Genomic DNA, 12062 nt, shown 5'->3' with positions numbered 1-12062 from the left:
CCCCCACCGCCGATGATGAAGGTCAGTCCCCTGCGATCAGGCAAAGCTGTCGCGCAGGCTGGTGGCCGTGCCGGTGAAGCGGCCGCGCACCACGCCGACGGCGGCACCCAGCACCAGCCAGAACACCAGATCGGTGAGTGTCACGGCGACCACGAACTGGTGATGCAGGCCTTCGGGAATCGGCGTCTTGAAGCTTTCCGGCTGCGGCGCGCCGACGATGTGCGGCGCGACGATCAGGGCTACGGCCAGGATCGCCAGCGGCAGCGATTTGCGGAAGGCGATCAGGCCGAGTCCGGCGGCGGTCGCGACCGCTGTCGCCGTCCACCAGATCTGGCGCGGCAGGAGTTCGGCCGCCGGCATCGCCGGCAGTTCCGGCGGCAGGCCGAGGCCGGGGGCCAGGGTGAACACGGCAAAGCCGGCGAGCCCCCAGAACACGCCCTGGCGCCAGCTGCCGATGCCGCCGGCGAATTCCGAAACCGCGACCAGGATCAGCGCGAAGCCGATGCCGGTGACGATGTTGGCGACGACGTTGAAGGCGAAACGCTCGAAGCCGTCGGCCGGTGCCCAGCCCTCGTCTTCCGCTGGCGCGGCCGCTTCGGCCGGAGCCGGCGCCACGGAACTCATGGCATTTCCGGCCGGAGCGGCGGAGCTCATGGCGTTGCCGGTCTCGGCAGGCGCCGCGGCATGATCATGATGATGGCCGCCGCCGGCCTGTTCGTAGACTTCGGCCTTGAGGATCAGCGGCACGGTTGCATAGGCCTGCAGGCAAGCGAGAACAACGCCGGCCACGAGCCCTGCGATCGCCGCGATGAACACGACGTTGCGAAACAGGTTCATGATGTCAGGCCCTTGTCAGTGGCAGGGAAAGGCCATCGAGTGGCGGTAGTCGTGAGCGGCATTGTGGACGGCATCGAGATGCGAGAAGCCGACAAAGCCGACGACGAAAATGCCGAGCAACGCGGCCATGGCCAGCTGCATGAAGCGCGACTGCGAGGAGACGGAGGTGCCGAGGGAGACGGAAGCGGTCGTCATGTCTTGTCCTTTCGCCCTCCACCCGAGGGCATAGAATTCAACGTTTCTGTCGCCGGCAGGTCTCCTGGCTCGCGGATCAGCGCCCTTCCCCACCTTCCCGAGGAATTTCCTCAGTGGTCTTGGAGAGGACTACCGCACACAGTTGCGGGGGCAGCCACGGCATTGGACGAATTCGCCCTCACCGCATTCCCTCTTGGCTCCAAAAACGGAACCGACGACGGCAGGACTATAGGCAGAATCGTCGCGCCCGGCAAACCAAATTCCGGCGGCCACCAGCGCAAATGCGCCACCGGGCCTAGCTGTCCGACGCGGCAATTCGTTCAGCAACCAGATGCTGCAGCCGCCACAGATGGCTGTCATGGATGCCGCGCTGCTCCAGGTTCTTCACCGTGTTGTAAAGATAGTCTGCGCCCGATCCCCAGTGCCCGCAGGACGTCGCCAGCCTTTCGACCACCTCTTTTTCCTCAAGCGGGCCGGCATAGGTTGTGCCCTTGCGGTTGATGACGAAGGCCAGCGCCCGCAACGTGCCACCATCGCTCGAAAGGTTGAGCAGGCGCGGATGGTAGCTGGTCGGCTTCAGCGTCACCTCGCGCCGCAAGACCTTGTCGAGCTGCTGGCGCCGGTCGGCATCGCCAAGCCTGAAGGCGACGCCCTTGCACTGCCCGCCCCGGTCCAGCGCCATCATCAGGCCAGGCTGCTCCCTGGTGCCGCGCCAGCGCGTCATCTTCATGCAGAAGGATCTGTGCCAGCCGCGCGCGACCGCTACCCGCTCTTCGACATGGTCGATCTCGGGCTTCCAGATCAGCGACCCGTAGCCGAACAGCCAGAGCGGCTCGCTGCCAGGCAGCTCAGCCTCCAGCGTGTCCAGCATCGCATCATAGTCGGCATCGTCCAGATGCATCGCGTTGGGATCAGGCCCGCTGTCCTCGACGACGCGAAAGCAGCGCGCGACCAGCTCCTCGGTGAGCGACATTGTCCTTGGCGGCATGAACTGTCCCTGGGCACCCGACTTGTGAAGCGCCGACCTTAGGGGCGGCGATTGCGTGCCACAATGGCCACGGCGCGAGCGATTGACAAACATCCTGCCCGGGTGTCGGCTGGACCATTCAGGGAGCCGCCTATGCAGCCCAAACCGAGCGACGACCTCTACACCGGCCTGACCAGGCTTGCGCCGACGCTGCCGTCGTCGGCCTATTGGGATGCCGGGGCCCACGGTCGTGACCTCGACGCGATCTGGTACAAAAGCTGGCTGCTGGTCTGCCGTGAGGCCGATCTTGCCCAGCCGCTGGCTTTCAGGACATTCCGCGTCGGCACGCAGGAGATCGTGGTGCTGCGCGACGAGGCCGGCGAATTGCGCGCCTTCCACAACACCTGCCGGCATCGCGGCTCGCAGCTTTGCCAGGAGAGCGAGGGAAGGCTGAAGGCCAGGCTGCTGACCTGCCCCTACCACGCCTGGTCCTATTCGCTGCGCGGCGATCTCGTGCGCGTGCCGTCGAAGTCGCTGCCCGAAGGCTTCGACAAGGCAGACTACCCGCTCTATGGCGTGGCGCTGTCGGTGTGGCGCGGCTTCGTCTTCATCAACCTCGCCGAAGATGCCGCCGGCTCGGCGGAAGCTTCGTTCGACAGAGCTTCCGGCAATCTCGCCAACTGGCCGCTGGAGACGCTGGTCACCGGCCATGCGCTGCGCAAGGTCATGAACTGCAACTGGAAGATCTTCTGGGAGAATTTCAACGAGTGCCTGCATTGCCCTGGCGTCCACAAGGACCTGTCGCGGCTGGTGCCGATGTATGGCCGTGGCCTGATGACGAGGCACGACGATCCAGAATGGGCGCGCCACGCCGACAATGACGCGCCGGAATATTCCGGCGGCCTCCGAGCCGGCGCCGAGACCTGGTCGCGCGACGGCCGCGCGCACGGCCCGGCGTTTGCCGGCCTGACGCCGGCCGAATGCGCCGCCGGCCAGACCTACGCCACAAGCCTGCCGTCGATGTTCATCGTCGGCCATGTCGACTATGTGCGCACCGTGCGGCTTGTGCCGCTCGGCCCCGAGCAGACGGAACTGTCAGCCGAATGGCTGTTCCCGGCCGAAGCGCTCGCCTCGCCGGAAGCCGACATCGACAACATCGTCGCCTTTGGCAGGCAGGTGCTGGAAGAGGACGCGGCGATCTGCGAGGTCAACCAGAAGGGCCTGCGTTCGATGCGCCACGAGGCCGGTGTGCTGATGCCGGAGGAGTACGACCTGCACCGTTTCCACGAATGGGTGCGCGCGCGGCATCAGGCATTTTCGCCCAAACCCTAGAGCGACTTCGGCAGATGCCGCCAGGTGACAAAGCCACGGCCGCCGCCGGCAGCCCGCGCGCGTGGCGAACGCTGAACCCAGGCTCACGGCCGGCCCTCGAACCGCTCGAAAGAAAACGGCGGGCAGCTTGATACCAGGCGACAGAGGTCCCGCCTTCTTTTGTCTGGCTGAACCATGATAGTCGTTTGGTATCACTGAATCGGAATGCGAGACACGATGAGCCTTCAATCGCCGGCCGAACCTGTTCAGGACACGCCGAAGCAAGGACGCATCGTCGCCATCGACATCGTGCGCGGCTTGGCCCTGCTGGCCATGGCGAGCTACCATTTCACCTGGGACCTCGAGAATTTCGGCTATGCCGATCCCGGCCTCACCGCCTTCGGCTGGTGGAAGATCTACGCGCGCTGCATCGCCTCGACCTTCCTGTTCCTGGTCGGCGTCAGCCTGTTCCTCGCCCATGGAAGGCAGATCCGTTGGCCGGGCTTCTGGAAGCGCTTTGCCATGGTCGCCGTGGCGGCGCTGGCCATTTCGTTGATCACTCGCATCGCCACGCCGGATGGCTTCATCTTCTTCGGCATATTGCACGAGATCGCGCTCGCATCCCTGCTCGGCCTCGCCTTCCTGCGATTGCCCTCGCTGCTGACCATCGCCGTCGCGGCGCTTGTGATCGCCGCCCCGCTCTATCTGCGCTCGGAAGCCTTCGACCATCCGGCGCTGTGGTGGGTCGGCCTGTCGGCGACCAACCCGCGCTCCAACGACTATGTGCCGCTCTTCCCATGGTTCGGCGCCGTGCTGTTGGGCATTGCCGCGGCGAAACTCGCTTCCACCTGCGGCCTGCTTGCCAGGCTGGCGAAATTGGCGCCCGGCCGCTGGTCGAACCCGCTGGTCTTCATCGGCCGCCACAGCCTCGCCTTCTATCTGATCCATCAGCCACTGCTGTTCGGTTCGGTCTGGCTGTTTTCGCAGGTGATGCCGGCGGCGCCGCTGGACCAGGACGCCAGCTTCCTCAAATCCTGCCAGATATCCTGTGAACAGCAGCGCGACAGCAAATTCTGTACGAGCTATTGTGGCTGCATGCTGGGTACGCTGCAGGGCGAAGGGATACTGGACAGGCTCTACAAGGGCGACCAGACACCGGGGTTCAAGGCGCATCTCGCCGAGCTCGCCGGCGCTTGCACGGCGAGCACCGACAGCGCGATGGAGGGAGGACAGCAATGACCGACAGTCAGCCGAAACCCGGGCTCATCCCGTGGCCGCCGCTGATCTACGTCATCGCCATCGCCGCCAGCGTCGTGCTCGGCCTCTTCTTTCCGCTGCCGTGGATCGGCGATCTCCTCGGCGACCTCCTGTTTGCCGCCGGCTGGGTGGCGCTGTTCTTTGTCGCCGCGCTCTGGTTCACGGCGATCCGGGTCATGCTGCGAGCGAAGACGACGTTCAATCCGAACGCGGTGCCGGACCATCTCGTCACATCGGGCCCGTTCTCGATCACCCGCAATCCGATGTATCTTGCCAACACGCTGCTGTTGATCGGCGTCGCCTTCATCACCGGGATCGCCTGGTTCCTGCTGTTCGCCTTCGTCGCCGCGTTCGCCACGCAGAAGCTGGCGGTCGAAAAGGAGGAGAAGGTGCTGGCGGCTAAATTCGGCAAGAAATACCGCGACTACGCCAAGCGGGTGCGGCGCTGGATTTGAGCCGGAGGTACCCCACTGAGTTCAGGTGTTTACGCCGAGCTCCACCAGACGCTCGACGCAGGATTCTTCCGCCTGGTCGAGCTCGGCCAGCGTTTCTTCCAGGTCGCGCCGCTTCTGCCTGAGATCCTCGCGCTTTTCCTCAATGCGCTTGATCATCAGCTTGAGCTGGCCGACCTCGCCGGGCGGCTCCTTGTACATCTGGATGATTTCGCGGATCTCGTTGATCGAGAAGCCGAGCCTTTTTCCCCGCATGATCTGGCGGATCAGATGCCGGTCGGACGGGCGGAACAGCCTCGTGCGGCCGCGCCGCACCGGCTGCACCAGGCCCTCGTCCTCGTAGAAGCGCAGCGTGCGCGTCGACACGTCGAATTCGCGGGTCAGTTCGGTGATCGTGTAGTATTCCCGCATTGTTGCTCCCGATGCCGGTACTGGGCGCCGTCCGGTGGCGTCGCCCTCGCCTCCGTTCCATGAGCGGAATCGAATGGAAGCCGGCCGAACCTCGCACGGCATTTACGTAAAAGTCAATTGCGCCTTCAGGGTACGGCGAACCACCAGGTGGCCAAGCCCAGAAAGGCGAAGAAGCCAACGCAGTCGGTGACCGTGGTGACGAAGACGGCCGACGCCACCGCCGGATCGATCTTGAAGCGGTCGAGCAGCAGCGGGATCAGGATGCCGGCCAGCGCCGCCGCGAACATGTTGATGATCATCGCCGCCGCAATGATGCCGCCCAGATTGGGGTCGCGAAACCATGCCGCCGCGACGATGCCGATCAGCACCGCGAACACGATGCCGTTGATGAGGCCGACGCCGACTTCGCGGCGAATAATGCGGGCGGCGTTGTAGATGTCGATATCCTTCGTCGCCAGCGCGCGCACGGTGACGGTCATCGTTTGCGAGCCGGCATTGCCGCCCATGCCGGCCACGATCGGCATGAGCACGGCCAGCGCAACGATATGCTCGATCGTCTGGTCGAACAGGCCGATTACCGAGGCCGCGAGGAAGGCCGTCAGAAGGTTGACCAGCAGCCACGGCACGCGCGAGCGCGAGGTCGCGAGCACCGTGTCGGACAGTTCCTCGTCGCCGACGCCGCCCATGCGCAGAAGGTCCTCCTCGGCCTCCTGCTGGATGACGTCGACGACGTCGTCGATGGTGAGCACGCCGACCAGCCGCTCGTTCTCATCGACCACCGCGGCAGACAACAGGTCGTATTGCTCGAATTCCCGCGCCGCCTCTTCCTGGTCCATGGTGGCGGGGATGGCATGCCTCGTCTCATGCATGACGTCCTCGACCTTCACCGCCCGCTTGGTGCGCAAGATCTGGTCCAGGTCGATGGCGCCGACGAGCTTGAAGCTCGGATCGATGACGAATATCTGGCTGAAGCGGTCGGGAAGGTTGTTGTCCTCGCGCATGTAGTCGATGGTCTGGCCGATAGTCCAGAACGGCGGCACGGCGACGAATTCCGTCTGCATGCGCCGACCGGCCGACTCCTCCGGATAGTCGAGCGAGCGCCTGAGCCTGATGCGCTCGGTGAACGGCAGTTGCGACAGGATCTCGTCCTGGTCCTCCTGGTCGAGGTCCTCCAGAATGTAGACCGCGTCGTCGGAATCGAGCTCCTGCACCGCCTGCGCGATTTGCTCGTTCGGCAGATTGTCGACGATGTCGAGGCGGATCGCCTCGTCGACCTCGGTCAGCGCGGAGAAGTCGAAGTCGGAACCGAGCAGTTCGACCAGCGCGCGGCGCTGCTCCGGATGCAGCGCCTCGAGCAGGTCGCCAAGCTCCGACTGGTGCAGGTCGCCGACGTCACGCTTGAGGGTCAGCGTGTCGCGGTCGGCGATGGCCGCGCCGACATGGGCCAGGAAGGACGACAGGACGGCGCCGTCCTCGCCATAGATGTCGGCGTGGGCCTCCTCATGCGGCCTGGCGTCGGTCGTCTGATTGTCCTGGGCTTCCACCAGCGCCTCCCGCCGTCAGGATTCCGGAAAAGCTAGAGTTCAGGTCTAGAGCATCGAACCCAAAGGGGAAACCGCATTTGGGAAATCCGACGCGCGAAAGAATGATGGTTCGGCAGCACGATTCGATTTGCGAACCTATCGCTCTAACGCCCGGGTATATCAAACGAAATACGCTCTTTCCCGCCCGATCAATTCCGTTGGTAGGAGACATCGTCCGGTAACCACCGAAAAAGCCGATTCCACCAAAAGAGGATGCCGGTCCGGCTTCAGGCGACGCGACAGCGCATGTCGCTGGGGAAAGAGCACGCCCGCGCGGTTGCGGCAGAATTGTCAGAATGCAGGACCACGATCGGGCTCGCCCCGGCCGCAAAGAGAAAAACCGGAAACCCTTGACGACGAAGCCGGAGAGAGGAAACGGGTCAATTGAGGAGCGACGCGTTCGCGTGATCGTCGCCGAACGCAATCCGCTCGTCGTCTCGGCCCTTCGTGAAATGCTGGAATGCGACGGCCGCTTCGAACTCGTGGCTTCGGTGCAGAGCGGCAAGCAATTCCTGGACTTGGCTGCGGAACCTGAATTCGACGTCGCCGTCATCGGCTGGAAGCTCTCCGACATGGACGGTGCCGACATCCTGGCCGAAGTCCAGAGCCGCAAGCTCGACGTGCGCATCACCGTCTTTTCCAACGACCATGACATCGGCATCCTCAAGCAGTGCGTGCGGCTCGGCGCCCAGGGCTATTGCTTCCAGTTCGATGATCCGCCGATCATCTTCGAGACCATCCTGGCGGTGGCGCATGGCCGCATCTGCATCCCTTACATCGACATCAACAAGGTCAATGACACGCCGTTGGCCCAGCTCACCGTGCGCGAGCGTGAGCTCCTGGCGGTGCTTTCTGACGGATGGACCAATCTGCAGATCGCAACGCGAACCGGGATTTCCGAGAATACGGTGAAGTATCACCTCAAGAATCTCTACGACAAGCTCGACGTCCGCAACCGCGCCATGGCGGTCGCGCTTTATTCGAGCGAGAAGCGCCGCGCGCCCAAATCGCCTTTCGGGTAGGACGACCGGGTAGGCTGGGCCTACCCGCGCGCGGTGACAACTTACCCGCCAGAGTGTTGTTGCTCAGGCCCACCCAAACGACACTTCCTCTACCATCCCAAACGACCGGAGGAGTTCGAGCATGGCTGGGTTCACCCATCTTTTCATTCCAGGACCCACCAACATTCCGGAGCAGGTCCGGCAGGCCATGAACCTGCCGATGGAGGACATGCGCGCCTCCTCGTTCCCGGATCTGACCTTGCCGCTGTTCGAGGACATCAAGAAGGTCTTCAAGAACGAGACCGGCCGCGTCTTCATCTACCCGTCGTCCGGCACCGGCGCCTGGGAATCGGCAATGACCAACGTGCTCAGCCCCGGTGACCGGGTGCTGATGTCGCGCTTCGGCCAATTCTCGCACCTGTGGGTCGACATGGCCGAGCGTCTCGGCTTCGAGGTCGACGTCATCGACTGCGAATGGGGAACCGGCGTCCCGCTCGAGCTCTATGCCGAGAGGCTGCAGGCCGACAAGGCGCACCGCATCAAGGCTGTGTTCTGCACGCAGAACGAGACGGCGACCGGCGTCACCAGCGATGTCGCCGGCTGCCGCGCGGTGCTCGACGACGCAAACCACCCTGCCCTGCTCTTCGTCGACGGCGTCTCGTCGATCGGCTCGATCGACTTCCGTCAGGAAGAATGGGGCGTCGACTGCGCCGTCAGCGGCTCGCAGAAAGGCTTCATGCTGCCGGCCCGCCTCGGCTTCCTGTCGGTCAGCCAGAAGGCGCTTGCCGCGTCGCGGGTCGCGACCCACCGGCGTTGTTACTTCTCCTTCGAGGACATGATCCGCGTCAACGATACGGGCTACTTCCCCTATACGCCGGCCACACAACTGCTGCGTGGCCTTCGCGCCTCGCTCGACCTGATCGCCGCGGAAGGGCTGGAGAACATCTTCGCTCGCCACCATCGCCTCGCTGGAGGCGTGCGCAAGGCCGTCGACGCCTGGGGCCTGAAGCTGTGCGCCAAGACTCCGCAATGGCACTCCGATACGGTCAGCGCCATCCTGGTGCCCGAAGGCATCGACAGCGCCAACGTCGTCAAGCGAGCCTACGGGACCTACCAGACATCGCTCGGCGGCGGCCTCAACAAGGTGGCCGGCAAAGTGTTCCGCATCGGCCATCTCGGCTGGCTGAACGAGGTGATGGTGCTGGCCTCGCTGTCGGCCGCCGAGCTGACGCTGCTCGACTGCGGCGTCAAGCTGGCGCCGGGCTCCGGCGTCGGCGCCGCCATCCAGCACTTCCGCGCCTCGGCCGCCGTGCCAGTTGCCGAAGCCGCCTGAGGAGGACCGACCATGAGCCACACCATCAACCACCTGAAGAAGCTCCGGCTGCAGCGCAGCGAGCTGGCGGTTCCGGGTTCGAGCCCGGAGATGATCGAAAAGGCGGCGAACAGCGCCGCCGACTTCGTCTTTCTCGACATCGAGGACGCGGTCGCGCCGCCGGACAAGGAGCGCGCCCGCAAGAACATCATCGAGGCGCTCAACGACATCGATTGGCGCGCCAAGGGCAAGACCGTCTCGGTGCGCATCAACGGCCTCGACACGCACTACATGTATCGCGACGTGGTCGACGTCATGGAGCAGGCCGGCGATCGGCTGGACACCATCCTGGTTCCGAAGGTCGGCGTCCCGGCCGACCTCTATATGGTCGAGGCCATGGTCAACCAGATTGAGATGGCCAAGGGTTACAAGACTCGCGTCGGCCTCGAGGCGCTGATCGAGACAGCGCTCGGCATGGCCAATGTCGAGGCGATCGCTGCCACGCCGGGCCGGCTGGAAGCGATGCATTTCGGCGTTGCCGACTATGCCGCAAGCAACAAGGCGCGCACCGTCAACATCGGCGGCCTCAATCCCGACTATCCCGGCGACCAGTGGCATTTCGCTTTGTCGCGGATGACTGTCGCCTGCAGGGCCTACGGCCTGCGCGCCATCGACGGGCCGTTCGGCGATTTCTCCGATCCCGAAGGCTACAATGCGGCCGCAAGGCGTGCCGCGGCACTCGGCATCGAAGGCAAATGGGCGATCCATCCATCGCAGATCGCGCTCGCCAACGACGTGTTCTCGCCGCCGGAGAAAGAGGTCACCCGCGCCAGGCGCATCCTGGAGGTGCTGAAGGAGGCGGAGGCGCTCGGCAAGGGCGCGGCTGCGCTCGACGGCAAGATGATCGACGCGGCGTCGGAACGCATGGCGCGCAACGTGCTGGTGGTCAGCGAGGCGATCGAGCGCGCTGGCCAGGCCTCGACCCACTAAGAGTTTTCGGAGGAAAAAATGGACATTCACGAATATCAGGCCAAGGAACTGCTCGCCCGCCACGGCGTGCACGTGCCGCGCGGCGGCCTCGCCTACAGCCCCGAGCAGGCGACCTACCGGGCGCGCGAGATCGGCGGCTCGAGATGGGTGCTGAAGGCGCAGGTTCACTCCGGTGCGCGCGGCAAGGCCGGCGGCATCAAGCTCTGCGCCAACGACGAGGAAATCTCCAACGCCGCCGAAGCCATGCTCGGCCGCAAGCTGGTGACCCAGCAGACCGGCCCGCGCGGCAAGCTGATCTCGCGCCTCTATCTCGAGGAGGCGGTCGACATCGCCCAGGAGCTCTATCTCGGCTTCGTGCTCGACCGTAAGGAAGAGCGCGTCATGATCGTGGCGTCGGCCGCCGGCGGCATGGAGATCGAGGATATCTCCGAAAAGAAGCCGGATTCGATCATCCGCGCCACGGTCGATCCCGGCGTCGGCATGCAGGGCTTCCAGGCGCGCGAGATCGCTTTCGGCCTCGGGCTCGAGAGCAATCTGATCGGCAAGGCGACCGAAACCATCCTCGGCTGCTACCAGGTGTTCCGCGATTACGACGCCTCGATGCTGGAGATCAATCCGCTGGTGGTGACCCGCGACGGCAGCCTGGTCGCGCTCGACGCCAAGATGTCGTTCGACGAGAACGCCCTGTTCCGCCGCCCGGAGATCTCCGAATTGCGCGACAAGAGCCAGGAAGACCCGCGCGAAACCTTCGCCAGTGACCGCGGCCTTTCCTATGTCGGCCTGGAGGGCAATATCGGCTGCATCATCAATGGCGCCGGCCTCGCCATGGCGACGATGGACATGATCAAGATCGCCGGCGGCGAGCCGGCCAACTTCCTCGACATCGGCGGCGGCGCCTCTCCGGAGCGGGTGGCGAAATCCTTCCGCGCCGTGCTCGGCGACAAGAATGTCGAGACCATCCTGGTCAACATCTTCGCCGGCATCAACCGCTGCGACTGGGTCGCCGAAGGCGTCATCAAGGCGATCCGCGAAGTCGGCGTCGACGTGCCGCTGGTGGTGCGGCTCTCCGGCACCAAGGTCGAGGAAGGACGCAAGATCCTGGCCGATTCCGGCGAGGCGGTGATCGTCGCCGACACGCTGGCCGAAGCCGCCGAAAAGGCCGTCGCCGCCTGGCGCGCGGCCGCCAAGAAGAAAAAAGCAGCCTGAGGGAGACCGAAAAAATGGCAATCCTGCTCAATCGCAGCACCCGCGTCATCGTCCAGGGCTTCACCGGCAAGATCGGCAGCTTCCATGCCGAGGACATGAAGCGCTACGGCACCAAGCTGGTCGGCGGCGTCACCCCCGGCAAGGGCGGCCAGACCCATCTCGGCCTGCCCATCTTCAACACCGTCAAGGGCGCCGTGCGCGAGACCCGCGCCGAGGCCAGCATTGTCTTCGTGCCGCCGCCCTTCGCCGCCGATTCGATCATGGAAGCGGCGGACGCCGGCATCAAGCTTTGCGTCTGCATCACCGACGGCATCCCGTCGCAGGACATGATGCAGGTCAAGCGCTACATGCGCCGTTATCGCTTCGAGGACCGCATGCGCCTCGTCGGTCCGAACTGCGCCGGCGTCATCACGCCCGGACAGGCGCTGATGGGCATCATGCCCGGCAGCATCTACCTCCCCGGCCGCGTCGGCATCGTCGGCCGCTCCGGCACGCTGGGCTACGAGGCGGCCTCGCAGATGAAGGCGCTCGGCATCGGCG

At 64.8% G+C, this 12062-nt stretch carries 12 protein-coding genes, 1 pseudogene and 1 riboswitch; of the genes and pseudogenes, 8 read left to right on the top strand and 5 right to left on the bottom strand.

The features are described from left to right. Window positions 1-36 precede the first annotated feature (36 nt). From EN781_RS11705 to EN781_RS11695, 3 genes are all read right to left on the bottom strand, one after another. On the bottom strand, window positions 37-837 hold the full coding sequence (locus EN781_RS11705; RefSeq protein WP_126054053.1) for a CbtA family protein: 801 nt from the start codon (window positions 835-837) through the stop codon (window positions 37-39). Window positions 838-852: 15 nt separating this feature from the next. Further along, window positions 853-1032, bottom strand: coding sequence for a CbtB domain-containing protein (locus EN781_RS11700; RefSeq protein ID WP_126054052.1), 180 nt, complete (start codon window positions 1030-1032; stop codon window positions 853-855). Between the two features lie 36 nt (window positions 1033-1068). Then, a riboswitch (cobalamin riboswitch) is annotated at window positions 1069-1263 on the bottom strand. 64 nt (window positions 1264-1327) lie between these two features. After that, window positions 1328-2020 carry a gamma-glutamylcyclotransferase gene (locus tag EN781_RS11695; protein ID WP_126054051.1) on the bottom strand — a complete coding sequence of 231 codons (693 nt, stop codon included), beginning with the start codon at window positions 2018-2020 and terminating at the stop codon, window positions 1328-1330. A 132-nt stretch (window positions 2021-2152) separates the two neighbouring features. On the opposite strand from EN781_RS11695, the gene EN781_RS11690 reads away from it, so the two are divergent. The 3 genes from EN781_RS11690 (at window position 2153) to EN781_RS11680 (ending at window position 5022) form a co-directional block, all read left to right on the top strand. After that, a complete protein-coding gene (locus EN781_RS11690) occupies window positions 2153-3331 on the top strand; it encodes an aromatic ring-hydroxylating dioxygenase subunit alpha (protein ID WP_127400006.1) in 1179 nt (392 codons plus the stop codon). A 216-nt stretch (window positions 3332-3547) separates the two neighbouring features. Continuing rightward, on the top strand, window positions 3548-4549 hold the full coding sequence (locus EN781_RS11685) for a DUF1624 domain-containing protein (RefSeq protein ID WP_126054049.1): 1002 nt from the start codon (window positions 3548-3550) through the stop codon (window positions 4547-4549). After that, a complete protein-coding gene (locus EN781_RS11680) occupies window positions 4546-5022 on the top strand; it encodes an isoprenylcysteine carboxylmethyltransferase family protein (RefSeq protein ID WP_126054048.1) in 477 nt (158 codons plus the stop codon). The genes EN781_RS11685 and EN781_RS11680 overlap by 4 nt, the downstream gene beginning before the upstream one ends. Before the next feature lie 21 nt (window positions 5023-5043). Here the strand turns inward: EN781_RS11680 and EN781_RS11675 are convergent, their stop codons facing one another. Continuing rightward, complete coding sequence (locus EN781_RS11675; protein WP_112618641.1) at window positions 5044-5430, bottom strand: MerR family DNA-binding transcriptional regulator; 387 nt, start codon at window positions 5428-5430, stop codon at window positions 5044-5046. Window positions 5431-5555: 125 nt separating this feature from the next. After that, window positions 5556-6974 (bottom strand): magnesium transporter, encoded by a 1419-nt coding sequence (gene mgtE, locus EN781_RS11670; protein ID WP_126054047.1) that lies wholly within the window; start codon window positions 6972-6974, stop codon window positions 5556-5558. Window positions 6975-7363: 389 nt separating this feature from the next. On the opposite strand from mgtE, the gene EN781_RS11665 reads away from it, so the two are divergent. The 5 genes and pseudogenes from EN781_RS11665 to EN781_RS11645 all read left to right on the top strand — a co-directional run. Continuing rightward, window positions 7364-8035, top strand: a complete 672-nt coding sequence (locus EN781_RS11665; RefSeq protein WP_126054046.1) for a response regulator transcription factor — start codon at window positions 7364-7366, stop codon at window positions 8033-8035. A 121-nt stretch (window positions 8036-8156) separates the two neighbouring features. Further along, the gene (locus EN781_RS11660) at window positions 8157-9347 is read left to right on the top strand and encodes an aminotransferase class V-fold PLP-dependent enzyme (RefSeq protein WP_127400005.1); all 1191 of its coding nucleotides are present in this window, start codon (window positions 8157-8159) and stop codon (window positions 9345-9347) included. A gap of 12 nt (window positions 9348-9359) precedes the next feature. Beyond that, window positions 9360-10316 carry a CoA ester lyase gene (locus tag EN781_RS11655; RefSeq protein ID WP_127400004.1) on the top strand — a complete coding sequence of 319 codons (957 nt, stop codon included), beginning with the start codon at window positions 9360-9362 and terminating at the stop codon, window positions 10314-10316. Window positions 10317-10334: 18 nt separating this feature from the next. After that, window positions 10335-11522, top strand: a complete 1188-nt coding sequence (locus EN781_RS11650; RefSeq protein ID WP_126054043.1) for a malate--CoA ligase subunit beta — start codon at window positions 10335-10337, stop codon at window positions 11520-11522. Between the two features lie 14 nt (window positions 11523-11536). Next, window positions 11537-12062 (top strand): annotated as a pseudogene (locus EN781_RS11645) (succinate--CoA ligase subunit alpha); the annotation flags it as partial.

Source organism: Mesorhizobium sp. M4A.F.Ca.ET.090.04.2.1 (assembly GCF_003999085.1).
Lineage (GTDB): Bacteria > Pseudomonadota > Alphaproteobacteria > Rhizobiales > Rhizobiaceae > Mesorhizobium.
Note: the sequence above shows the minus strand (reverse complement) of the source record. Positions and strands in the feature narration are given on the sequence as shown.